The sequence below is a fragment of the Chitinophaga sp. YR573 genome (assembly GCF_900110995.1).
GTDB lineage: Bacteria > Bacteroidota > Bacteroidia > Chitinophagales > Chitinophagaceae > Chitinophaga.
This window is the reverse complement of record NZ_FOJF01000003.1, coordinates 1,474,246-1,498,769: the sequence shown is the minus strand read 5'-3', so window position 1 is coordinate 1,498,769 and position 24,524 is coordinate 1,474,246. Positions and strand designations below refer to the sequence as shown.

Annotated in this window: 23 protein-coding genes and 2 tRNA genes; 9 read left to right on the top strand and 16 right to left on the bottom strand. The window is 43.0% G+C overall.

Annotated features, from left to right (window positions below; translation table 11 throughout):
• Positions 1-22 precede the first annotated feature (22 nt).
• From rpmI to BMW86_RS32335, 3 genes are all read left to right on the top strand, one after another.
• Positions 23-220, top strand: coding sequence for a 50S ribosomal protein L35 (gene rpmI / locus BMW86_RS32345; protein ID WP_089788140.1), 198 nt, complete (start codon positions 23-25; stop codon positions 218-220).
• 49 nt (positions 221-269) lie between these two features.
• Positions 270-614: a 50S ribosomal protein L20 gene (rplT, locus tag BMW86_RS32340; protein ID WP_089788135.1), complete on the top strand. Its 345-nt coding sequence runs from the start codon at positions 270-272 to the stop codon at positions 612-614.
• A 443-nt stretch (positions 615-1,057) separates the two neighbouring features.
• A complete protein-coding gene (locus tag BMW86_RS32335) occupies positions 1,058-4,021 on the top strand; it encodes a glycosyl hydrolase (RefSeq protein WP_255373057.1) in 2,964 nt (987 codons plus the stop codon).
• Positions 4,022-4,023: 2 nt separating this feature from the next.
• On the opposite strand, the gene ispE is transcribed toward BMW86_RS32335, so the two are convergent.
• From ispE to BMW86_RS32315, 4 genes are all read right to left on the bottom strand, one after another.
• Entirely contained in the window at positions 4,024-4,830 is an 807-nt protein-coding gene (gene ispE / locus BMW86_RS32330; protein WP_089788131.1) for a 4-(cytidine 5'-diphospho)-2-C-methyl-D-erythritol kinase, read from the bottom strand.
• Positions 4,831-4,835: 5 nt separating this feature from the next.
• Positions 4,836-5,438 (bottom strand): bifunctional nuclease family protein, encoded by a 603-nt coding sequence (locus tag BMW86_RS32325; RefSeq protein WP_089788128.1) that lies wholly within the window; start codon positions 5,436-5,438, stop codon positions 4,836-4,838.
• 110 nt (positions 5,439-5,548) lie between these two features.
• Positions 5,549-6,517, bottom strand: coding sequence for an electron transfer flavoprotein subunit alpha/FixB family protein (locus BMW86_RS32320; protein ID WP_089788126.1), 969 nt, complete (start codon positions 6,515-6,517; stop codon positions 5,549-5,551).
• A gap of 30 nt (positions 6,518-6,547) precedes the next feature.
• Entirely contained in the window at positions 6,548-7,288 is a 741-nt protein-coding gene (locus BMW86_RS32315) for an electron transfer flavoprotein subunit beta/FixA family protein (protein ID WP_089788124.1), read from the bottom strand.
• A 52-nt stretch (positions 7,289-7,340) separates the two neighbouring features.
• Between BMW86_RS32315 and BMW86_RS32310 the strand changes: the two genes are divergently transcribed.
• A complete protein-coding gene (locus BMW86_RS32310; RefSeq protein WP_089788122.1) occupies positions 7,341-7,649 on the top strand; it encodes a tetratricopeptide repeat protein in 309 nt (102 codons plus the stop codon).
• Positions 7,650-7,658: 9 nt separating this feature from the next.
• Positions 7,659-8,987: a tRNA lysidine(34) synthetase TilS gene (gene tilS, locus BMW86_RS32305; RefSeq protein WP_089788121.1), complete on the top strand. Its 1,329-nt coding sequence runs from the start codon at positions 7,659-7,661 to the stop codon at positions 8,985-8,987.
• Here the strand turns inward: tilS and BMW86_RS32300 are convergent.
• The 8 genes from BMW86_RS32300 to BMW86_RS32265 form a co-directional block, all read right to left on the bottom strand.
• A complete protein-coding gene (locus tag BMW86_RS32300) occupies positions 8,980-9,432 on the bottom strand; it encodes a response regulator (protein ID WP_089788119.1) in 453 nt (150 codons plus the stop codon). The genes tilS and BMW86_RS32300 overlap by 8 nt on opposite strands.
• An 18-nt stretch (positions 9,433-9,450) precedes the next feature.
• On the bottom strand, positions 9,451-11,073 hold the full coding sequence (locus tag BMW86_RS32295; protein ID WP_089788117.1) for an ATP-binding protein: 1,623 nt from the start codon (positions 11,071-11,073) through the stop codon (positions 9,451-9,453).
• Positions 11,074-11,078: 5 nt separating this feature from the next.
• A complete protein-coding gene (locus BMW86_RS32290) occupies positions 11,079-12,098 on the bottom strand; it encodes an ATP-binding protein (RefSeq protein WP_089788115.1) in 1,020 nt (339 codons plus the stop codon).
• Positions 12,083-12,493 (bottom strand): anti-sigma regulatory factor, encoded by a 411-nt coding sequence (locus BMW86_RS32285; RefSeq protein ID WP_089788113.1) that lies wholly within the window; start codon positions 12,491-12,493, stop codon positions 12,083-12,085. The genes BMW86_RS32290 and BMW86_RS32285 overlap by 16 nt, the downstream gene beginning before the upstream one ends.
• Positions 12,477-12,869, bottom strand: coding sequence for an STAS domain-containing protein (locus BMW86_RS32280; RefSeq protein WP_089788111.1), 393 nt, complete (start codon positions 12,867-12,869; stop codon positions 12,477-12,479). Before BMW86_RS32280 ends, BMW86_RS32285 begins: the two co-directional genes overlap by 17 nt.
• Positions 12,870-12,878: 9 nt before the next feature.
• Positions 12,879-13,739 (bottom strand): STAS domain-containing protein, encoded by an 861-nt coding sequence (locus BMW86_RS32275; protein WP_089788109.1) that lies wholly within the window; start codon positions 13,737-13,739, stop codon positions 12,879-12,881.
• A 64-nt stretch (positions 13,740-13,803) separates the two neighbouring features.
• Positions 13,804-14,415 carry a rhomboid family intramembrane serine protease gene (locus BMW86_RS32270; RefSeq protein ID WP_089788107.1) on the bottom strand — a complete coding sequence of 204 codons (612 nt, stop codon included), beginning with the start codon at positions 14,413-14,415 and terminating at the stop codon, positions 13,804-13,806.
• Positions 14,416-14,461: 46 nt separating this feature from the next.
• The gene (locus BMW86_RS32265; RefSeq protein ID WP_089788332.1) at positions 14,462-14,935 is read right to left on the bottom strand and encodes a 23S rRNA (pseudouridine(1915)-N(3))-methyltransferase RlmH; all 474 of its coding nucleotides are present in this window, start codon (positions 14,933-14,935) and stop codon (positions 14,462-14,464) included.
• Between the two features lie 103 nt (positions 14,936-15,038).
• Here BMW86_RS32265 and BMW86_RS32260 point away from each other — a divergent pair.
• A tRNA-Arg gene (locus BMW86_RS32260) sits at positions 15,039-15,112 on the top strand.
• A 134-nt stretch (positions 15,113-15,246) separates the two neighbouring features.
• A tRNA-Arg gene (locus BMW86_RS32255) sits at positions 15,247-15,320 on the top strand.
• A 257-nt stretch (positions 15,321-15,577) separates the two neighbouring features.
• Here BMW86_RS32255 and BMW86_RS32250 read toward each other — a convergent pair.
• The 3 genes from BMW86_RS32250 to BMW86_RS32240 all read right to left on the bottom strand — a co-directional run bounded on the left by BMW86_RS32250 (position 15,578) and on the right by BMW86_RS32240 (position 21,425).
• Positions 15,578-17,266, bottom strand: a complete 1,689-nt coding sequence (locus BMW86_RS32250; RefSeq protein WP_089788106.1) for an RluA family pseudouridine synthase — start codon at positions 17,264-17,266, stop codon at positions 15,578-15,580.
• A 164-nt stretch (positions 17,267-17,430) separates the two neighbouring features.
• Entirely contained in the window at positions 17,431-19,248 is a 1,818-nt protein-coding gene (locus tag BMW86_RS32245) for a T9SS type A sorting domain-containing protein (protein WP_177189467.1), read from the bottom strand.
• Between the two features lie 209 nt (positions 19,249-19,457).
• The gene (locus BMW86_RS32240) at positions 19,458-21,425 is read right to left on the bottom strand and encodes a gliding motility-associated C-terminal domain-containing protein (protein WP_089788102.1); all 1,968 of its coding nucleotides are present in this window, start codon (positions 21,423-21,425) and stop codon (positions 19,458-19,460) included.
• Between the two features lie 301 nt (positions 21,426-21,726).
• Here BMW86_RS32240 and BMW86_RS32235 point away from each other — a divergent pair, with 301 nt between their 5' ends.
• On the top strand, positions 21,727-22,872 hold the full coding sequence (locus BMW86_RS32235) for a sensor histidine kinase (protein WP_089788100.1): 1,146 nt from the start codon (positions 21,727-21,729) through the stop codon (positions 22,870-22,872).
• A gap of 32 nt (positions 22,873-22,904) precedes the next feature.
• Positions 22,905-23,609 carry a LytR/AlgR family response regulator transcription factor gene (locus BMW86_RS32230; RefSeq protein ID WP_089788098.1) on the top strand — a complete coding sequence of 235 codons (705 nt, stop codon included), beginning with the start codon at positions 22,905-22,907 and terminating at the stop codon, positions 23,607-23,609.
• 121 nt (positions 23,610-23,730) lie between these two features.
• On the opposite strand, the gene BMW86_RS32225 is transcribed toward BMW86_RS32230, so the two are convergent.
• Positions 23,731-24,447 (bottom strand): ion channel, encoded by a 717-nt coding sequence (locus tag BMW86_RS32225; RefSeq protein ID WP_177189466.1) that lies wholly within the window; start codon positions 24,445-24,447, stop codon positions 23,731-23,733.
• Between the last annotated feature and the right edge of the window lie 77 nt (positions 24,448-24,524).

Genomic DNA, 24,524 nt, shown 5'->3' with positions numbered 1-24,524 from the left:
TGCAGTCCAAATTTGATGTAAGATGCCCAAAGTAAAGACTCATTCCCGGGCGAAGAAGACCTTTAAGGTTACCGGGAGCGGACAGATTAAGCGGTATAATGCTTTCAAAAGTCACTTGTTGACTAAGAAGAGTACCAAAAGAAAGCGCCACCTGAGAGGTAGCAGCCTGGTTAGTTCTGCTAACCTGGACCTGGTAAAAAGAATGCTTGCTCTCAGATAGAGATGTGGTGTTGGACAATTAATTATTAACCTGAGTAAAAAAGCACTATATGCCTCGTTCAGTCAATGCAGTAGCTTCCAGAGCCCGCAGGAAGAAAATATTAAAGCAGGCCAAAGGCTTCTACGGTAAAAGGAAAAATGTTTATACCGTTGCCAAAAACGTTTTAGAAAAAGGTCTTACCTATAGCTATGTAGGCCGTAAATTGAAGAAAAGAAATTACCGCCAGCTGTGGATTGCACGTATTAATGCTGCTGCCAGAGCCGAAGGTTTGACCTATTCTCAGTTTATTCACAAGCTGTCTGACAAGAATATCGACCTGAACAGGAAGGTATTGGCAGATCTGGCTATGAATGAGCCTGAAACTTTCAAGACTCTTATCGCTTCCGTTAAGTAATTACGGGAAGATAAAAATATATCGCTTAAAAGTCTGCAAATTCAATTTGCGGACTTTTTTTGTTGTCTGCATATATATGAACAAAATATAAAAGGCTCCGCTAGGAGCCCCGTGTTTGTAGCAAAACGTATTATAAACAAAACTTGACTCCGTTAGGAGTCCCCTATTAATTGCTGTAATAGGGGACTCCTAACGGAGTCAATTATGGAGAGGATAGATTGTTGCTACAAACACGGGGCTCCTAGCGGAGCCTTTTTAGTGTCTACAAATACTTTTGAACAGTCTGTTTTTTATTACCAGCACATTTAAAATACAAAAGAATATCATGGCAACTATAGAATGCCGGTAAATGATTAATTTGTTGAGCTTCGTTTGCATCATCCATAAATTACCATTGCGTAATGTATAGAAACCTGATATTTTGTCTTATATATTTTTCCTGTTTGATTAACACTGGTTATGCCCAGATTAATACATTAAAAAAAGGTTTTCTTCATCCACCGGATACTGCAAAGCCAGGCGTGTACTGGTATTTCATGGATGGTAATATGTCCGCTGCATCTATTACCGCTGATCTGGAAGCCATGAAAAAAGCGGGCATAGGCAATCTTATTTTCTTAGAAGTAAACGTTGGTATTCCCCGTGGACCAGTTGATTTTCTAAGCGATGAATGGCAGAACCTTTTTGCACATGCTGTTAAAGAAGCAAAACGTTTAGGCATTGAGATTACATTAGGTATCGGCCCGGGCTGGACTGGCAGCGGTGGTCCATGGGTAACGCCAGCACAGTCTATGCAACAGCTGGTGAGCAGTACCGTTACCATCAATGGTGCCAGAAAAAAGGCCATTACATTACCAGTGCCTCCACCAAAACAGCCCTACTTCGGCGAAGGAGCTTTTACGCCTGAGTTAAAAAAACAGTGGAAGGATTTTTATGAGGATGTAGCCGTGCTGGCCTATCCTACGCCATCTGTCCCATCATCTAAAATAACAGATATCGATGAAAAGGCATTATTTTATCGCGCTCCTTACTCGTCTGTAAAAGGAGTAAAACAGTTTTTACCGACTGTAGCTGTTTATGATGAATTGCCGCAGGAAGCAATAATTGATCAGCATAAAATCATAGATCTCAGTGGAAAACTACAACGAAATGGTAAATTGTATTGGCTAGCCCCCAATGGTAGCTGGACCATCATGCGCTTAGGCAGGCGTAACAATGGCGCCATCACCCGCCCCGCACCAGTACCCGGTTTGGGCTTTGAAGCTGATAAATTTGATACCATTGCACTCAATGCCCACCTGGATAATTATGTAGGCAGGCTGCTTCATAAAACAGGCAAGCCTGATCCATCAGATGCCGGTGGTTTAAAGAGATTACATATCGATAGCTGGGAAATGGGGGCACAGAACTGGACGCCCCATTTCCGGGAAGAATTTAAAAAAAGGAGAGGTTATGACCCGCTGCCGTATTACCCTGTATATGCAGGAAACGTTGTAGGCAGCGTAGAAATAAGTGAGCGTTTTTTGTGGGACCTGCGCCAGACTGCACAGGAGTTAGTACTGGAAAATCATGCTGAACATGTAAAAGCATATGGCAAACGTAATGGTTTGCAATTATCCATAGAGCCTTATGATATGAACCCTACTGCCGATCTGGAACTGGGTTCCGTAGCGGATTTACCTATGGCAGAATTCTGGAGTAAGGGACTGGGATTTAATTCCTCTTTCAGTTGTATTGAAGCGACGTCCATAGGGCATATAAACGGAAAAGCCCTGATCCCTGCGGAAGCATTTACAGCACAGGATAATGAGGGTTGGAAACAATATCCGGGTGCTATGAAAAACCAGGGCGACTGGGCCTTTGCAACGGGTATCAACCGTTTTGTTTATCACACTTTTCAGAACCAGTTCCTGGCAGATTCATTGAGGCCGGGAGCTACAATGGGGCCCTATGGTGTACATTGGGACAGGAATCAAACCTGGTGGCCACTGGTAAATGGTTATCACGACTACATTTCAAGATGTCAGTATATTTTACAACAGGGCAGGACCGTGGCTGATGTGTTATATCTGACACCTGAAGGTTCTCCACATGTGTTCCGTCCGCCTTCATCAGCTATGGACGGAGATGTGGTGATACCAGATAGGAAGGGGTATAATTTTGATGGCTGCTCTCCGGGTCAGCTGTATACAGCCAGTGTAAAAGACGGGAAAATCGTATTTCCGCATGGAGCCAGCTATCGCTTACTGGTATTGCCTGCTGTAAAAACAATGACTCCTGCATTGCTGAAAAAAATATCTTCACTGGTACATGACGGAGCTATTGTGGTAGGAAGCCCTCCGCTGAAATCCCCGGGATTATCCGGTTATCCAGCCTGTGATACGCAGATCAGTAACATGGCGAAAACGTTTTGGGATAGCTTGCAGGAGCCGTTACAACAGACTACGCATATCTTTGGTAAGGGGAAAATAATATGGGGAGGAGAATTGAGTAAACAGATCAACGATCTTTATCCTGAATACGATCTTACGGCTCAGATACTCCGTGATATGGGTATTGAGCAGGATTTTAAAGCAAACGGACAACTCAGATATACGCACCGTATAACCGCTGATGAGGATATTTATTTTGTATCAAACCGTACAGATCAACAGGTGCAAACAACTGCATCATTCAGAACAACGAGTGGCTATGCTCAGCTATGGGACGCTGTTACAGGCAGTATCACTAAATTACCGGAATATACAGTCGCAGGACAACTTACTTCTTTGCCATTGAAATTTGACGCGTATCAAAGTTATTTTATCGTATTTGCAAAAGACAGTCTGCCTGCATCTACTCACAAAAACTTTTCAACTAACACTGTTATCAACACACTAACCGGTCCCTGGCAGGTGTCTTTTGATCCTAAATGGGGAGGCCCGGGACAAGTCCATTTTGATGAATTGAAAGACTGGACACTAAGACCAGAGGATGGTATTAAATATTATTCGGGCACCGCTGTATATAATAAGACTTTTGATCTTCCGGAAATCAATAGTTCTTCAAAGATTTATCTTGATCTTGGAGAGATCTATAATATGGCCAGGGTAAAATTGAATGGAAAAGATGTAGGGATTTTGTGGACAGCGCCCTGGAAAGTGGATATCACTGATGCCGTATTAAAAACAAATAATCAACTGGAAATAGAAGTGATTAACCTGTGGCCCAACAGGCTTATTGGTGATGAGAAGTTGCCGGATGATGGCATTAAGAATGAAGATCAGTGGCCAGACTGGCTGCTTAAAGGATTACCAAGGCCCAGCAGCAGATATACATTCTCTACTTATAAATTTTATAACAAACATTCAAAGTTGTTGAAATCGGGGTTAACAGGACCGGTGACTATTTTACAGGAGGATTTTTAAACTCAGAGAATAAATACTTTGTAGCCGGTGTTGAATGTAATACCGGCTATTTTGTTTTTAGGAAAAATACCCACCATCGCGGATCCGCTGCCGCTCATAGTAGCATATACGGCACCATAGGCATATAACTCATCCTTAATTTGTGCCAATTCCGGATGCGCACTGAAAACAGGTGCTTCAAAATCGTTACTGATAAGGGTTTTCCAGCTTTCAACAGGCGCCAGTATACTATCGCGTAATGATTGTGCAGGTACTTTTGGTGTGATACGACCGAATGCCCATCCTGTATTTACATGAATCCCCGGATATACCAATACAAATGACCAGTTGTCCAAATTCAGAGGAATAGGTTCCAGGATTTCTCCACGACCAGTAGCATAACAGGGTTTATTAGGAATAAAGAAAGCACAGTCGCTCCCCAGTTTAGCTGCGTAGGTTATCAGTTGCTCTTCTGTTAAGGAGAGTTCAAAACGATTATTCAACAGTTGCAGGATAAAGGCGGCATCAGCAGAACCACCACCCAGTCCTGCTCCTATGGGAATATGTTTATGCAGGTGGATATTGACTTCCGGTAAAAGAGGGAAGTCCTGTTTTAATAAATGCCAGGCTTTCAGGCAAAGGTTGTCTTCAGTATTCCCAGGCACAGGAATTCCACTACCTGTAAATGTGAGTGTACCCGGTGTAATCACTTCCAGAGCATCTGTTAGTGGTAAAGGGTAAAACACGGTTTCCAGGTCATGAAATCCATCAGGGCGTTTGCGTGTGACGTGCAGGCCCAGGTTTATTTTACAATTGGGAAAAACGATCATGGGAGTTACCTGCTTTTCCGGCTGTTGATTTCATCGCGGATAGCAATAGCACGAATATAATCTTCCTGTTCCAGGACTTCCTGCAGCAGTTGGGTCAATTCATCTACGTTCAGTACTTTCAAATCATCTTCAGCTCCTTTTTCATGCTCGGAAATGGTAGGAGTTAGTGGTTTCACACCTGTTTTTTTACCGGCAGGGTCATCCAGCAGGATGCCGGCACTGTTCAGTATATTTTCATATGTGAAGATGGGACAGCCAAAGCGTACTGCCAATGCCAGGGCATCGGAAGTACGCGAGTCTATCTCTATAGTTTCTTCGTTACTGTAGCAAATCAATTTAGAATAAAAAATTCCCTCCTGCAGATTACTGATGACTACTTCATGCAGTTCAATGGTGAACGCGTTCATGAAGTTCTTCATCAGGTCGTGTGTAAGTGGGCGGCTGGGTTGCATTTTCTCCAATGCTACAGCAATAGCCTGCGCTTCAAATCCGCCAATAACAATTGGCAAACGCCGTAATCCATTCACCTCTCCTAAGACCACGGCGTAAGAATGCGTTTGCGTAATGCTGTGCGATAGAGCAACTATTTCCAGTTCTATTTTTCTCATATCTGTCCTGCGTTGTCGCTGAATATTTTGTAAGAACGTGAAGTTAGAAAAAATATTCCTTATCTAAAAATAGCTTAATGCTTTAAACCAAAAGCAGCAGGCTTTTGCCTTTAGCTTTTGAGTTGCTTTATGGCAGCAGTCAGTTTGGGAACTACTTCAAAAGCGTCTCCCACAATACCATAATCTGCTGCTTTAAAGAATGGGGCTTCCGGATCTTTATTGATAACAACAATCACCTTACTGCCGTTTACACCCGCAAGATGCTGTATTGCGCCTGAAATACCAATAGCGATGTATAAGTTTGGACGTACCGTCAGGCCAGTCTGCCCTACGTGCTCATGATGCGGACGCCATCCGGAGTCTGCCACAGGGCGGGAACAGGCTGTAGCAGCACCCAGCACTTTGGCCAGGTCCTCTACCAGGCCCCAGTTTTCCGGACCCTTAAGGCCGCGGCCGCCACTCACCACAATCTCTGCCTCTGTCAACGGAATTTCTCCGCTAACGGTCTGCACACTGCTCACCTTTACTTTGAAATCCGCATCATTAATAGCAGGAGAGAAAGGTGTAACGCTTGCAGCGGCATCCGTTTTCTCCAGCGGGAATGTATTAGGCATTACGGCGATTACCTTTTTCGCCGCAGTGATGTTGATATTAGCGAATGCTTTACCGGAGAACACACTCTTCTTCACCACAAAGCCATTAGCAGTATCCGGTAGTGAAATAGCACCGGATACCAGTCCGGCCTTTAAACGGGCAGCTACACGGGGAGCAACGGCCCTGCCGTCGAAATTATGCGGGAATACGATAACATCTGCGCCTTCCTGCTCTGCTGCAGCGGCTATAATCTTTGTATATACCCCACTTTCCACTTCATTCAGGCGGCTATCGGCTGCATATAATACTTTAGTGACACCATAATTGCCCAGTGCAGACAATTCTGCGGCATCTACCTCTCCAAGTACCAGTGCAGTGGCAGTAGTACCGGTTTGAGCGGCTACTTTTGCACCATATTGTATCGCTTCAAAAGCTACTTTCTTAATTTTACCCTGTGCCTGATCTGCAAATATTAAAACTGACATGTTTAGTGTAATATTTAAGTTCTTAGAAATTTAAAACACCTTCGCCTCTTCGTGTAGTAACTTTACCAGTTCTTCCACATTATCAGCACTGATCATTTTCACACCTGCTTTAGGTGCTGGTAATTCAAAGCTGGCAATGGCGGTCAGTGTATCTGCGGCTACAGGTTCCACTACTGTCAATGTTTTAGTACGTGCTGCCATGATACCGCGCATATTGGGAATGCGGGCTTCTGCCATTCCTTTCTGGCAGGATACCACCAGCGGCAGTGTTACCTTCAATATTTCTTCACCACCTTCTATTTCGCGGTTGACGGTTGCTTCTGTACCATTCAGTTCCAGCTTTGCTGCAATCGATATAAATGGCTGGTCCAGCAGCTCTGCTACCATACCGCCAATGGCAGATCCGTTATAGTCGATGGTTTCTTTACCGGTGAGTACCAGGTCGTAGCTTTGTTGCTGAGCGTGAGCGGCTATCTGTGCTGCGATAAAGTAGCTGTCCTGGCTATCCGTATTGATACGGAAGGCCTCATCTCCACCCAATGCAAGCGCTTTACGGATAATGGGTTCAGTATCCGCACCTCCTGCTGTAATAAGATGTACCGTGGCTCCAAGGGTTTCTTTAAGCTCCAGTGCCCTTACCAGGGCATACCATTCATCGTAGGGGTTAATGATGAACTGTACACCCGCCTCATTGAATTTCGTGTTGTTGTCTGTGAAAGCTATTTTTGCAGTTGTGTCCGGAGTTTTACTGATACATACTAAAATCTTCATGGCCTAAACTGTTTAGTTATTTAAAACGGGAATGGGCAAATATATTTAAATAATGGATAGGATAGCCAGGATAAAGGAAATTCTTAAAGACAGCCCTGAGGACAGCTTTCTGAAGCATGCACTGGCGCTGGAATACATTAAATTGAACAATGATCATGACGCTCGTCAGTTATTTGAAGAGCTGCTGGCACATGAACCAGGATATGTAGGCTCTTATTATCAGCTGGGCAAACTGCTGGAAAGGGCAGGGGATACTGCACAAGCCATCAGTGTCTATGAAAAAGGCATGGAAATGGCAAAAGCAGCTGGTGAGAAACATGCTTATAATGAATTACAGACGGCCCTCGATGACCTTATTTAATCAGCAACAATGGATTTACTGACAGGATTTACCTCATACATACAGAAAGAGAATTTGTTCTCCCATGATCAAAAGATATTACTGGCCACCAGTGGCGGTGTGGATTCCGTGGTAATGGCCCACCTCTTTAAACAGACTGGCTTACCCTTTGCCATTGCCCACTGTAATTTCCAGTTGCGGGGGGATGAATCTGTACGGGATGAAGCATTCGTGACTACGCTGGCAGCCACACTGGATGTGCCCTTTTTCAGTGTCCGCTTTGATACAGCCGCTTACGCAACAGAGAAACGTGTGTCCATACAGGTAGCAGCCCGTGAATTACGCTACGAATGGCTGGAAACTACCCGCAAGGCCTCCGGATGTGCTTATACGGCTACTGCACACCATATGCAGGATAACGTGGAAACGGTATTGATGAATATCTGCAAGGGTACCGGCATTTCAGGTTTACATGGCATCCTGCCCAGGCAGACTACACTGGTGCGGCCGTTGCTGTTTACACAGAAAAAGGAATTGCTGACTTACGCAACGGAGAATAACATCTCCTATGTAGAGGACAGCTCCAATATAACGATCAAATACACACGTAATTTCTTCCGGCACCAGGTCATTCCTGTTATACAGGAAGCCTATCCCGGGGTGGTTAATAATATAGCTGCAGGTATAGAACGTTTCCGTGAAGCGGAAGAACTGTATAGCCAGTCGGTGATCCGTCATAAAAAAAGGCTCTTGTCACAAAAGGGGAATACCTGGATGATAGCAGTGCTGCGTCTGCAAAAGACAGTACCATTGCATACCATTGCCTGGGAAATATTCCGCGATTTCGGATGTAGCTCTGCACAGTTGCCACAGGTACTGGAACTGTTACACAGTACTTCCGGAAGGCTGGTAGAAACAGCCACCCACCGTATTATACGCGACAGACAATGGTTGCTCATTACTACGCTGGCAGAACAGGAAGCGCCCCTTATCGTCATTGAAAAGGAACGCACGCATATTGTTACTACAGACGGACATCTTAAAATAAAAGAAGCAGGTAAAACGGTTATTCCAACAGCCGCCAATATTGCCTGTCTGGATAGACATGCTGTGCAGTATCCCTTGTTACTGAGAAGGTGGAAACAGGGAGACTATTTCTATCCGTTGGGAATGCGTAAAAAGAAAAAGGTGAGCAGGTTCTTTATAGATCAGAAACTATCTTTATTACAGAAGGAAAAGATGTGGGTACTTGAATCCGGCAAACGGATAGTGTGGGTAGTAGGAATGCGTATCGATGACCGTTTTAGGATTACTGAGTCTACAAAGGATATGTTACTGCTGGAATGGAGCGCTATTTAAAATTATTTATCAGGCTGTTAAATTCAGGGAATGAATGCTTTGATAAACAGAAATCATAGAAGTGCTGTGCGGATAACAGGTATTCTTCATAAGTAAATGGTTTTACCATGTATGAAAGGGCGCCCAGTTGTCTGCATTCATGCATTTCTATTACATTCAGAGATGATGAAAAGATAATCACCGGGATATCTTTATAATGTTCAATGTTCTTTAATTCTCTTAAAGTTTGTGTACCGCTTAAGCGGGGCATATTCAGGTCCAGTACTACCAGCGAAGGTAATATTCCCTCATCACTATGCATTTGGGCCAGGTATTCCAGCACTTTTTCACCATCTTCCACTAAAAAGGGAACATGTGCTAAGTTGATAGCGCTAAATGCATCCTGCATGATATAACGATCTTCCAGATCATCATCAGCCAATAATATCTTCACTACCTTTTCCATATCTGATAAATATTATAATTATACGACTACTTCTTTTGGAAGTGTTACTATAAATCTGGCTCCGGTTCCTGGTTCGCTTGTAGCAGTAATTGTTCCGTTATGGAGATCTGCTATTTTTTTACACATGGCCAGCCCGATACCCGTGCCTTCATATTTCTCCCTGGAATGTAAACGCTGGAAAAGACTGAACATCTTATCCAGGTGTTTTTCTTGAAAGCCTACCCCGTTATCTTCAAAAATCAATTGTATCTCTTTCCCACCGTTCAGTGCATATATTTTAATATGTGGTATACGCTCTTCATCTGAGAACTTTATTGCATTGGATAAGAGGTTCTGAAACAACTGGCGTATCTGGATAGGATAGATGAACATCACGGGAAGATGTGCGATTTCTATCACAGCCTGTTTCGCATTAATACCTATTTCCAGATCGTTCACTGCTTCTGCCGCAATCACATTCAGGTCTGTTTTTTCCAGGTAAAGATTATCGCGGTATATCCTGGAAAAGTTAAGCAGATCATGGATCAGTTGTATCATACGCTGACTGGCGCCCATCATATTATTGAAATACAGCTGTCCGCGTTCATCAATCAGTGCAGAGTAATTTTTATAGAGATAATCACTGTAAAAAACGATCTTTCTCAATGGCTCCTGCAGATCATGTGAAGCCGCATACGCAAACTGTTCCAGCTCCAGGTTACTGCGTTTTAATTCCCTCACTTTTTCTTCCATCTGCACCTTTATCTCCTGTAATTCCCTGTTATCTTTCAGGGTTTGCTCCATCACTTTACGGGCGTGGATATCTACAATAAACCCTGTCCAGTACAGGGTTTTTCCATTCTCATCGGAGAGAGGGAAAGCAGATAACTGATGCCAGGTATATTCATTTGTCAATACATTCTTTAAACGTATTTCCTGTGTGAGAGGTTTATTCTCTGCTACATGGTGATACCATTGTTCCCACCTTGCAGCAAGATCTTCCGGTGTCATCACGTTGGCCCATTTATTTACGTTTAGTTGTAATAGTGTTTCCCCTGTAAATTCTTCCAGCCAGCTGTTTGCATATAACAACTCTCCGTCTTCACGCATGGAGAAAATGATCATGGGCAGAGAGTTCGTCAGTTCCTTATACTGCGTTTCACTTTCTTTTAATTTCTCTGCCAGTTCCTGTAATTGTTTATTCTTACGTTTTATCTCATCATAAGGAGAAACTGGTGGTTCTAAATTGAAGCTGATGATCCATTGTTCTATCCTGCTGGAAATAATTTTTTGTGATCCCGGTATTTTAAAATGGAGAATGATCTCAACACCAGCTTCTGTACTTATCATAGAGAATTTGTCTACTAGTTTTCTGGCGTAGACAAGACCTCCATTGATACGGTCTGTAAGGTTATTATTATGATCTTTTATTGTAGCTACCAGGAATTTATCCGGTTCTTTCAGGTCTGCCATGATGCCTAACATCAGGCTGGCGTCGTGACCATACTCAATAACGTTGCGGGCTACTTCAGAAACCGCTGTTGCAAAAGTAGTTTGTAATGCAAGAGAAAGCCCTGCAAGTTCACCCAGTTTCATGGTGCGTTTATGAACCAGTACCAGGTCCATATCAGTATCCAGGGAGATGTGTGTTATTTCCTGCATTACACTTATTTAACTTTTACTATTACAACTGACATATCATCTGTTTTACGGGCATGGTCTTTATAAATGGCACTGGCCAGAATAGACATATCGTACCTGAAAATGCCCGGGTATTTACTCATATCCCAGCGGGTTTTGATCCCATCAGAACACAGTAACAATAATTGGTCCGCACCTTCTTCACCTACCTGTTCATTAATAGTACGGGGCAGATTATGCCCGATTATCCCATTATAGGGCAGGTATGTTTTAGCTTGCATGGCATTCCAGGTACGTGTATGAATATTCCCTACTCCACAAAGCCGCCATTTCTTTTCTTTAAAATTGAACGTTGCCAGAGTGCCTACCAGACCTCTTGTCTTTTTAGCATCGAGGTGAATCTGCCTGATTACCTCAGGTAGTTCCTTTAGCATACAGAATCTGAATGAGCTGATGGCTTCCTGAATGGCTTTATGGGCCTCCAGGCCATGTCCCAGACCATCCCCGAGCAACACACGGATACCGGTTCTGTCTACTCCGATATAAAAGCCATCACCACATACTTTTTCCCCTGGTTTGGGAACTAGTATGGTCCTGATTTCTGCTACCTGTTTAGGGGATAAAGCAGGAGCTGGTTTGAGATAAAACCGGGACAATATGATGGTTCCCCAACCCTTTACAGAATATACCTGGAGGAAATCTGATAACCGTTTCATGGCTCCCAGTCCCTGTCCGAGTGTTTTAGTCGTAGAGATACCATCCTGCATCATCCGGCCCAGGTCTGAAATACCCAGGCCGTTGTCGATGCCAATGATTTCAATGGCTGGTACAGGTTGTTCTGTGAGCATAACCAGCACTTCGCCACCGCCGCCATGTTTAAGAATATTAGAGCCAAGTTCAGCTACCACGATATCGATTTCACCGATTCTCTTTTCGCCAAGTCCTGTTTGCAGGGCAAGGCGATGTACATCCCGTTTCAACACAGACAGGTAACTACGGTCTTCTAAAGAGTAACTAACATGCCTTCCGCTTATCCATTCTTCCATTTGGTGATTATAATCGTGGTGCCTTTTCCCACAGTACTTTTAATTTCAAAATCGCTCACCAGTCTCTTGGCACCCGGCAGGCCCAATCCCAGACTTTTACCGGTTGAGAAACCATCTCTCATGGCTTGCGTAATGTCTGCAATACCTGGTCCCTTATCCGAAAATGTTATGCGTAAACCATTCTGAGTGGGGCCTTTTATTATTTCCATTAGAACAGTACCTCCGTTTGCATACCGCAGCATATTTCGGGAAAGCTCACTGGCGGCGGTGATCAGTTTTGTCTGATTAACGAGTCCCATTCCGATTTTAACGGCAAGCTCCTTTAATCTGTTTCTGAAAACAACCATGTCCAGCTCCTTAGATATGGGTATCTTATCGCTAGAAAGTACTATCATCGTCTTCCAGGGGGGCTTCTGCAGGTAATTTCTGTTGTAATAATTCCATTCCTTTTTCAACGTTCAGCGCACTCTGAATTCCTTTCAGCGGCAGCCCCAGTTCAATTAATGTAATAGCTACAGCTGGTTGCATGCCTACTATCACGGTTTCTGCATCCAGGATCTTGCTCATATTGGCAATGTTTCCCAGAATTCTTCCCATGAAAGAGTCTACAATAGATACAGATGATATATCAATTAATACGCCTTTTGCATTGTATTTACTAACTGCCTGTATGAGGTCGGCTTCCAGGTTAAGGGCCAGTCTGTCGTAGAGGTCCACCTGGATGGCCACCATCAGAAAATGACCAATTTTTAAAATAGGTATCTTGTCCATCGGTTTGGGTTAACTTTTATTAGCGATAGACTTTCTAACTTCCAGTTGCAGCAGTCCGTAAGCGTGCTTTAACGCACTTGCCAGACTGGATTTCGTAATAATGCCAGAAAGGTCTATCCCCAGGTGTACTACTGTTTGTGCAATCTCAGGCCGAATCCCACTGATAATACATTCAGCACCCATCAGGCGGGTAGCGCTGACTGTTTTTATCAGGTGCTGGGCAACCAGTGAATCTACAGCAGGAACACCGGAGATATCGAGGATAGCAATAGTGCTGGAAGTGTCAACGATCTGTTGCAGGAGGTTTTCCATTACGACCTGTGTGCGGGAACTATCCAGTGTACCAATGATAGGCATAGCCAGAATACCGTCCCAAACGCGGATAACAGGAGTCGAGATCTCTGTTATTTCATCTGTCTGACGCAGAATTACTTCTTCTCTGCCTTTGATAAAAGTTTCAAATGTAGCAATGCCGAAGTTGTCTATCAGTCTGCTGATTTTCATGCTTTCTTCATACAATTGCACAGGTTCGTTTTTCAATTCCTGTTGCAATACTCCTAATAAGGCATCTTTCAGACTGAATACAAACATCCCGGTTTCACGGGGAGAGTATCCTTGTTTGGCTCTTGACAAAGAAATACCGTCCAGTACATCACGTACAGGTTCAAAAGCATCTGCCTGGGCATCATCCAGGGACGCAGTATTTAAAGTTTGTAATAAAGCATCTACTAATTCTTCTGACTGACCAGATAATTCATCATTGGACATAAGGTCTTCCCGTAGAGAAAAATCCACTAATTGGGTCTTCATCCACAGTTCAAGGATTTGCTTTTTCTTCTTCTGTAAGATTTTAGCTGTATCAAGCTTCATGGTGGCGCATTTTGCGTGTGAAAGTATATTTGAAAATTATACCTACGCAAAAAGCAATCCGCGTTTATCTGTAATGATGCAACAGCTGATCAATGAAGTAAGGTCCTATTCTTGGTTCAAAAATGAGAGGGAAGGTAATACCAAACAAGGCGCCCCATAGATGTGCATCGTGATTGATACCGGAACCTTGTCCGCGTCTGGACATATATATAGTATAACCTAAGTAGATAAATCCGTATACGATAGCAGGCATTGGTATAAAGAAAACGCCAATACGCTGCCAGGGGTTGAATAAGATAAAAGCAAATACTACAGCGGATACTGCTCCGGAAGCGCCGATAGTACGATAACCGTAATCATTCTTATATTTAACGTAAGTCGGGATATCGGATACGACTAATGCCAGCAGATAAAACCCGAGGTAGTATAATTTAGAATCGAATAATTGCAGAAAAGCAGATTCGATATAACGGCCGAAGAAATAGAGGGTGAGCATGTTGAAGCCGAGATGCATATAATCGGCATGTACCAGTCCCGAAGTAAAAAAGCGGTAAAACTGTTTCTTTTCTTTTACCATGTAAGGCCACATGCTCAGTTCATCCATCTTATCCGGCCTGTTGAAGGTAGTGATGGATATAAGGCATGTAATAATGATGATTGCTAGGCTTAAAGTCATGTATTCCATTCCAGTCTGTTATTTAGTATTGTAAATATAATTCATTTCACTGATGATGATATTTTTCCCTGTTGAGTACTGTATAAGCCCGGTATAACTGCTCTGTCATGATCAGCCTTACCAGTTGATGGGGGAAGGTGAGGGGAGAGAGGGATAATTTAAGCTGGGCTCTTTCCAACAGGCTGCTATCAATACCAAAGGCACCGCCTATCAATATAATGACCTGTCTTACGCCTGCATTGGCCCTTTGTTGGATAAACTCCGACAGCTGAATGGTAGTCAGCATTTTTCCGTATTCATCCAGCGCTACCAGGTAATCCTGAGGTTGCAGCATATCCAGGATCAGTTTAGCTTCCTGTTTTTTAAGTTCCGGGATGGACAGGCTGGCGGCCTGTTTAACAGTAGGGATTAATTTCAGGTCAAAGTCTACATAATGTTGCAGACGTTTCTGAAAGATGGCAATGCCGTCTTTTATGTAAGGATCATTCTCTTTCCCGATGCTCCACAGTTGAATTTTCACGGGTGGTGTTTTTGCGAAAATAGGGATTTTATTTGCCGGTCTTTTTAAAAATATTTGGAGATTATGATTTTTTTCATACTTTTGCAATCCCAATCAAGGGAATGGCTTCGTAGCTCAACTGAATAGAGCATTTGACTACGAATCAAAAGGTTTCTGGTTTGAATCCAGACGAGGTCACTAAAAGGGTCTTAAACTGCAAAGTTTGAGGCCCTTTTTAAATTATATAACTTTCTCCGGCAGCAAAATCGACATGACAGATTTTGATTATTAAAAAGATTTATTCTACATTTGCAATCCCAATTTATGGGAATGGCTCCGTAGCTCAACTGAATAGAGCATCTGACTACGGATCAGAAGGTTTCTGGTTTGAATCCAGACGGGGTCACAAAAAAAGAAGCCTTCAGGTCGTTAGATTTGAAGGCTTCTTTTTTTATAAAGTTTATTTCACGATCTTATAAAGTAATCAGACTCAACTTCGTTTTGGTTCGAATGCTAATAGGTAGACCTTATAAGAAATATCGAACCGAGTATCACTAGTTAATGATCAATTCAAAGGATCTGGAATCTAACCATAAGCTTTTCATCGAAAAGAGGAAAGAGCTCTGGCGAAGTTGCAATGGTTAGGGATATTATCTGTCCCATCTAAAACCCTACCTCCGCCTCAAATCTGACCTTCTCCTTCTTTTCGGGATGTATAAACTCGATATGAGCGGCATGAAGGTACATCCTTTCAGATGCAGTCCCATACAGATCGTCACCAACAATTGGAGCATTAAGTCCCAGTTCATGAGCCGAATGCATCCGCAACTGGTGAGTTCTTCCGGTAAGCGGCCAGAAATCAACCCTGGTCATCGATTCGTATCTCTTAACTACTTTCCACTTCGTGACACTTTTCTTCCCGGATGTAAAACAAACCAACTGTCTTGGCCGGTTAAATAAATCAGCGCTTAGCGGAAGATCGATTTCCCCTTCTGACTGATCAATCACTTTAGATAGGAGGGCTGTATAACGTTTGCTGACTGTACGTTTCAAAAATTGCCGCTGAATATGCTTGTGTGCCTCCTTCGTTTTGGCTACCACCATCAATCCTGAAGTATCCATATCCAACCGGTGAACAATAAGCGGCTCTGTATCCCCCAATATATCTTTTAAACTGGCATAGACTGAATCCCGGACATTCACGCCCGGAACAGAACGTAATCCGGATGGTTTATTGACTACAACAAGACTCTCATCTTCATAAATTATTTCTAACCTGCTGTCCTTTTTCGGGGCGTTTAAAAGCGGATTTTCGTCTACAGGCATTCCTTCAAGCATATGTTCCAGAATAGGCTTGCATTTACCCGTACATGCCGGATAAAAATGCTTATGCTTTCTGATCTCAGATTTGGGTGCAGCACCCCACCAAAATTCACCCATGGCAATAGGTTCGTAGCCATTCACAAATGCAAATTGCAATAGTTTGGGAATGGCACATTCACCTGCGGCTGAAGGTGGTTTTCCAAAAGGAGTCACACTAAAAATTTCGTGTAAACTCTTGCTTTTGCCGTCTTTGTTCAAAAATACATACTGATCGAAAAGCTGTTGCTGCAAAGCGGCTGATCTTTCTTTACGATCATTTTTTAAGGCTTCGATATTAGCCTCAAATTGAGCCAATCTTGCTCGCATTTCTTCCAGAAGCCGTTCCCACTTATCTGTAAGCGTTTTTAGCTGATGCTTATCATACAAACTCTGTTTAACAAGTTGTGCTTCTGCAATAATATACTCCTGCTGATCCAGGCTGCTCTTCAACCGTTCACGAAGCTTCTTCCGGCTGTCTTTATTGTCCTTCAATTGTTTCCTGAAAGCGATAATTTCCTGCCGGGATTCGTCAAAAAGCTTTTCAATGTCCTGACTTAAGCGCTGATAGCTTTCATCCGAGGCTAATTCATTAACCTGGATATTAATACTGTTGATGATTTCCACCTCTTTGAGAAAAAAGCTGTTTTCAGCCAGCATATCGAAGACCGGCGGCACAAATTCCGGATGATCATTTGAGCCTGCCAGTTTGCCCGAGAAAGCTGACAGATAGCCCAGTTTTCCTTCGGTACAACGTACTACCAAAACGCCAAACATTTTCCCGATGGCGGTTCCGTCCTGGTTGGCATCCAGTCCGAAATTGTGCTCAAGGTCAGTTTGAGTTTCCAGATAATGTTGCAGCTCAGCGGCTGCTATTCTTGTTAAAGGATGTGGTTCGTAATAAAATGGAAAGGTAAACCGTTCAGGTAATGTTATCTGCTTTATCGATTCCTCCAAAAAATAAGACACCTTACTTCCACTATTGTCTCCCAAGTGTTTTGCTTTATTTCGGGTGCAAAGTTATCACTTTTTATTCCCCCCTGACCACTTTTACCCAACAGATGCAACTTCTTCTTATAACACCGCTAAGATTTTGTAACATAAAAAGAGGGTGTCAAAATGAAATGACACCCTCTTTTTATATGATCAGGTACTCCTTAGTTTTTCATTATTTTAAAGGTTTCGTTTTTATTATTATCGCCCACCTGTATAAAATACAAGCCGGATGGGAGGCCGTCGAGTGACAACGTTTTCCTGTTGTTGTCATTGATTTCAATAGTTTTCAGCAAGCGCATATCGGTACCAAACACTTTCACCAACACTTTGGAGGTGATAGGTTTGCTGTATTCGATAAAGACGTAGTTGTTGGCCGGGTTAGGATAGATGCTCACGGTTTCCAGTTTGGTTACCGGCCTGAGTGTTATAGTTGGCGCAGCTACCCGTTGTTCTATCACGCCGCTGTTGAGCGCATCGTATGCGTTGACGATGAACTGACCACAGAGCAGTTTTGGAAATACTTTCTGGAACACGATATATTTCTCTGCGTAAGGTTTGAAAGATAGTGCTATCGGAGATGCCGTGAGTTGTTTAGGACTGAAGTTGATGACGCTTACCGGCGGCTGGTGCAATTTGATACACTGCTGGTTGGTGGTGCTGAGATCGCGGAGAAGCACGTTGGTAAATGTACTGGTGCTGCTGGTACTGCTGGTGATGTAGTTGGCGTTGGCCAGTATCGCGAACTTGTCTTTGCCGGCAGCTTTTATTTCAAGGCCATACCTTTCGGTGTAGCTGGCCGTCTGCGGGAAGGTGCTGAACTCCACGAGACCCAGGGAACCAGGCAGGTAGCGCAGTTGCAGGTAGAATACTTCTTTGCTTACGGCAGTGTAGTAGCTGGTGGTGAAGCCGGTGAGATATAGGAAGTAGTTTTCGTTGCCCAGGTCGCGGATAACGAGGTCGTTGGATTCTTCTGTGCCGGCATCGCCAACATGGAAGGAGCCTACGATGGCGCCGCTTTCTCTTACGTCCAGTATCAGTACCTGTCTGTTAGCTGCGCCTGTAACAGCTGTAACATCGGTGAAGCCGGAAATGAAGAAGGCATCATTACCGGCAATGTTGGTACGTTTCACGATCTTGGTGCCGGCAGATTCAGTGGTGGCACCGAGATAAGCGAAACCAGTAACTGGGATACCGGTAGGCTGGAGACGAAGGAAGAGTACCTGGCGTGGGCCACCAAAGCCGCTAGTACAAAGCTCTACATAGCCAGTCAGGATGATGTTGTTATCGGTGGCTTCTGTCAGGGCCAGCGCGTTAGCGTTACAGGTGAAGTTGGTGGAGTACTGGTAGTTCCATACGATGGCGCCGGCGTTGGTGAGGCGGGTTACCAGTATGTTGATCTGCTGACCTGCTGGCGCGGGGCTGTAGCGGCCTGCAATGATCACGTCCCCGTTAGTAGCTTCGATAAGATCATTGTACTCAATGAGCGCGTTGGCGTTGGCAGTGCTAACCGCAGAGAAGTGCAGCTTCTGTACCCAGATAGGGTTCAGCAGCTGATCCAGGCGGATGAGTACTGGTGTGGAGTACACGGGGATGCCATTGATCAGGTTAATGGACTGGATCGCGTAACCTAAGAGATAGTAACCTTTACCGCTTTTCATGCGAAAGATTTTCTTTGGCAGTAGGGAAGGTAACAACTTGTTGGGTTGTGGTACCACATGCTCGGAGATGAAGTTGCCGTTGGCATCAAACTGATCGAGCGATAAAGAACTTTTCGTGGAATCCTGGTACACGTTGGCGCTCCATAACAGAAAGGCTTGTGGGGCAGAAGCTACTAATGGCGTGTCTACGACGAAACTTGTTGCTTTGTAGTGGAATTGCAATGCGAAGGTGTTGTAGTACAGCTGATCCGCATTTTGTGCCTGGGTAGTGCTCAAACCAATAAGCCAGGCAATAATAGCCAGGTATAAATGTTTGTTCATGTGGGAAAGTTTTAAGTTAACAAAAGGGTTATTGTAAAAGGGGTAACAGAATATCAGTGAAAAGATAAGCAGACAGGGCTGTAACGGACATGCAGTAGCCCGTGAATAGAGCATTTTAGAATACCAATTAAAAAGCTGGGGCCGAGCCATTTTCACGGGCAGTCTTTATCAGTAGCTCTTTCAGTTTTGCTGGTGCGACTGCTGAAACCTTAGCGCAATAAAGCCACCCATCCTGTAAAATGTAATGGCAGTAACGTTTTTAGATCGATGACATAATAATAAGTTCCAACGGGCAACTGGCTGCCATTATATCTGCCATCCCATTCGTTTGTATAACCTTTGCTATGGAAAACCAATTGCCCGTATCTGTTAAATATTGAGACATCTGCATCTGTATAGGAACTTATCTGTTTAATGCTCCATGTATCATTGATGCCATCACCATTTGGTGAAAATGCATTAGGAATCTTAATGTTTTTATAAACTGTCACCTTTACCTCATCCGCAGCAGTGCCACAGCCATTAGGGGAACTGACATGCAGGGTATAGGTAGTGTCTGCGGCAGGGGATACGGTGGGGTTGAGTATTGTCGAAGATGAAATACTATACTCAGGCGTCCAGTAATAGGAGACCTCTGTACCACCTGCCTGGCCATCAAGGATTGTGGAACCACCTTCTAGTATATATTTATCGGTTCCGGCATCAGCGGTGGGCTTGGGGAGTGTGAAAACGGTTACGGTATCTGTACTACTGCACTGTGCATTGCGAACAGACAAAATGTAAGTAGTGGTGCCTGTCACGGAGGCAACAGGTGATGCAATCGTTGAATCAGAGAGGCTCGCACCAGGCGACCAGGAAAAACTGTTCCCTGTACCGCTTCCATTCAATGTAACAGTCTCTCCCTCACAAACATATTGATCTGCGCCGGCATCAACTGTTGGCGAATTGCTGGTTTCAACGGCTACAGAATCGGTATTTACACAGCCCGCGGCGGTTGTGATAGTCACGTAATACCATCCATTATCCGATGCTGTGATGGCATTAATGACAGGATTTTGGACCGTACTGGTAAAGCTGTCTGGCCCTGTCCATGAAAAAGTGCTATTGCTATCACTTGCTTTAGCATAAAGCTTTAGTGTATCATTATAACAGGAGGGGCTATTACTGGATGCAATTGCCGTGGGTGTTTCATGGACTGTTACAGTAATATCATTGGACGCAATGCGACAATTTGTGGAAGAGATATTACTTCCATTAGCCACCGACAACCGATAGAGGTAAGTGCCTGTTGTTGAAACCTGCAGGATATAAGTCTGGGCATTGGCACCACTGATATCTGTCCATGTTGATCCTGTATCTGAACTGAGCTGCCATTGATAAGAAGGGTTGTCATAGCCAGCAGACGTTGTACTGATAAGCGTTAAGGAGGAAGAAACACCTTCACAAAGATCTATGGTAGTACCTCCGCCTGAAATAGAAGCAGTCACAATAGGGCCACATGGGCTGAAGGTAATATCATCCAGCGCAACATCGTTGCCAGGTGTGGCGCTGGGTGCTGAATTCAGGATGGTGATGACTACGCTGGTGTTTGTTCCGGTTGTAAAATAAAACCCATATTGCTTCCATGAGGGAGAAGATGTCTGGGCGATTTCTCCTGTCTTGTAAGAGCCCAGCACAGTTCCAGAGATAGTGCTTATTCTGAAAGTGATGTTAGGGTGATATTGATCCGTTCCTCCGGAGGGGTTCATAATGTTCATCAGCCAGGCCGAAAATTCATAGGTACCGGGACATAGCCCAGAAACAGTTTTGGTATAAAACACACCTTCAGAGGCAAGTGTAGCGCAGTTTATGACCATCATATAACCATTGGCATTACCCGTATGATCAGTGGTAACATGCCAGGCAGATCCTTTTAACCCCGAGGTGCTATTAGCAATAGTATAGTAACCCTCACCCAGTTCTCCTGAGCTGGAATAGCTGTAAGCGGTCACAGATGAACCCAGTGAAGTACCTCTTCCTGTACCAGTCCCGAAATTTATGTTTACAATCGGATCGCCCAGGCTGCCGGTGCACAATTGTGCATCAGCGTTGCCCGACGATATTATTGTACCAAACAGGATAAACAAATAGAAAGATATTTTATTTCTTAGTAAGCCAGTGATGATTTCTAGAGACATCCAGGAATTAGTTATTATCTGATTTGAAATTTTCGGATTAGCGAAGGGTATTTATTACTCTATCCTGATAATCCATTTTAAAAACAGTTGATTTTCTGAATTCAAACTTATTGTTGTTTATTATTGTTTTATATAAACGTAGATCAATCGGGAACATTTGTCGATTAATGAATCATTTCAATCAACTTGTCAGAAGCAATTGCTGGTAGTGTCCCCCACATTTATATGCGTTCATCTACAAAATCAGGTTATTTATCTTTTTACCGGTCAGTGTCTTAACTTAGATGATATTATTGCAGTAATGAGCAGACTGAGAACAAATCCGGTATTAAAAAAAACAGTTTTACATGTTGCTGCATGGGCAAGTATACTTTCTATTTCATTTTTTCTTTTTTATAGTGGAAACAATAGTCGGGAGATCAGGCCACTAAGACAAGACTGGCGTTTGTATCTTCATTTTATAATTACCATTGTTTCGTTGGCAGGTATATTTTATCTGTATAGCAGTGTGTTAATTCCACGGTTATTTAAGCGAAAAAAAATCATCTTATTTGTTGTTGTATCTGCCTTTTTGCTGGTTGGTTTTGTCATAGGGATGAATACTTATTTCCGTTTTATGCAGGCACCCGTTGCTGCGGACATGATGCCTCAGGGTTGTCGTGGCCATAGTCCACCAATGAATATGCCAGTTCCGCCTTCAGGAATAATGCCAGGCGCTCCCGAATTTCCAGCAGGGCCATTTCCATCTTTACCTTATTCAGTTACGCTGTTTCCATTCATAATGGTCCTTGCAGGTAGTATTGCATACAGGTATATCAGGGATGATGATAAAAAAGAAAGATTACTGAAAGAAGGGGAAATGAATGCACTAAGTGCAGAGTTACAGTTTCTGAAATCCCAGATTAGCCCCCACTTTTTGTTTAACGTATTAAATAACATAACCTATCTTGCACGTAAGAGCTCTACGCTACTGGAACCTTCGCTGATAAAGATGTCATCCTTGTTGCGTTACATGCTTTATGACACGAATGAAGAAAAAGTATTACTGGATAAAGAAATAAAATATCTGGAAGATTATATCGGTCTGCAACAATTGAGAAATCAGGATTTAATGATCAACTCATATTTTCTAAATGAACAGGAAGATATTCGGATTGCTCCCATGTTATTAATTCCTTTTATCGAAAACGCATATAAACATGCGGGGAGTTTTGTAGATAATGGCAGTTTTATCAATATTGAATTGGTGGGAAAGAACAGCATTCTTTATTTTAAGGTAAGCAATAAATATACAGAGACAGAAGAGGCTCAAAAGGACAATGCTTCCGGGATAGGGCTTGTCAATGTACAAAAGAGATTGCAGCTCCTTTATCCGGAGGCCCATGAGCTTTTGATAAAAAGAGAAGCAGGTATTTTCACCATTTCTCTGCGTGTGGTGCTGGAATAAGTTGTTTGTCCCTTTTACAAAAATGTAATCAAATGAAACTACGCTGTATCGCAGTCGACGATGAAAAGTTTGCATTGGATCTGCTGGCAGATAACATCAGTCAGATACCGTATCTGGAGCTGATAGCAACTTGTAAAAATGCACTGGAAGCTGCAGTTGTATTGAGGAGGGAAAAAATAGATTTACTTTTTATAGATATCCAGATGCCGGGATTAAGTGGTTTACAATTCGTCAGATCATTGTTGCCAAAACCACTGATTATTTTTATTACTGCTTACGAGAATTTCGCCTTAGATGCTTTTAATGCAGATGCGATTGATTACCTGGTTAAACCTGTTACCAGTGAACGCTTTCTGCAGGCGACCAATAAAGCTTTGCTATTTTCAAGCTATCACAATCCCATTAATATTCATAGAGAAGCGGATTTTATTTTTGTTAATGTAGAATATAATATTGTAAAAATCGTATTGTCGGAAGTGTTATATATAGAAGGGGCAAAAGACTATATCAAAATACAGCTGCAACAAAATCGTACCATGCTTACAAAAGTGACAATGAAATCGATGGAAGAATTATTGCCTGCTGCAAAATTTATCCGTATTCATCGTTCATACATTGTTAATATTGCAGCAATTGAGGTGATTAAAAAAGATTCCATTATGCTAACTGGGAATCGTATTGAACTTCCTGTCAGTGATGGATATAAGGGAAATATATCCTATTTAACAGGCAGATGATAATTAACGATATGTTACTCAACCACCGATTTTCCTTTCCCGAAAGATTGCAGATGAACGGGTATGTCGCTGCCTGCAAAAGAATTGGGAGTAATGATATGACCGCAAAGGCAGTTGCGGGTTAATGATCCTCATGCTGATAAGAATGGCTCAACTTCTTATTGTTCGCTGAAAGATATTTACCGATAATGATACTGGTAACAAATACCGTGTAGAAATGGCCCGCAAGACCAATCAGCATCACAGCTCTTTTCGCCAATAATGATAAAGGTAAAATATCTCCATACCCTATCGTAAGCAGCGTCGTAAAACTGAAGTAGTTAAGGTTATTCATCACTGCATAGCCTGTGCCTGTATTGGAAAACGCATTAGGTTCTTTGATCTGGATCTGATAAAAAACAAAAGTGCCTATAAGACAAAGTAGCACAAACCCACACAAAGCGGCCGATAGCAGGCTTCTTGATACACGCTTTGCATACAACACCTCTTTAAAAACATCTGTTGCCACTATGAAAAAGAATAACAGGTACAGGATGCCCAGCCAGCTCTTGATATCGGTGATACCCAGTTCGCGTTGACACATATCGAGGAAAACGGTACAGGTTATCACAACGAGGATAAATATACGCAAACGCTTATTGTAATAAAAAACAACAAATCCCGCGATCATATTCTGATAAATATTGAATATTGCCCCCACATGCAGATGTTCCGAAAAAGTATTACCAAATATGAAGACCATAAAACTGATGAGCAGCAATTCGTAACACTTCTTGCGGGCATAACATAATATCTTCTGAAATAGTTTCGTTTCCTGCATAGTCATAATTATTTGCATCGAATTCATTTTGGCTGAATTTCAGCAGATATGCAGGTTTTGTTTTGTTAAAACAAGATCAACGCTAAAAATGTACC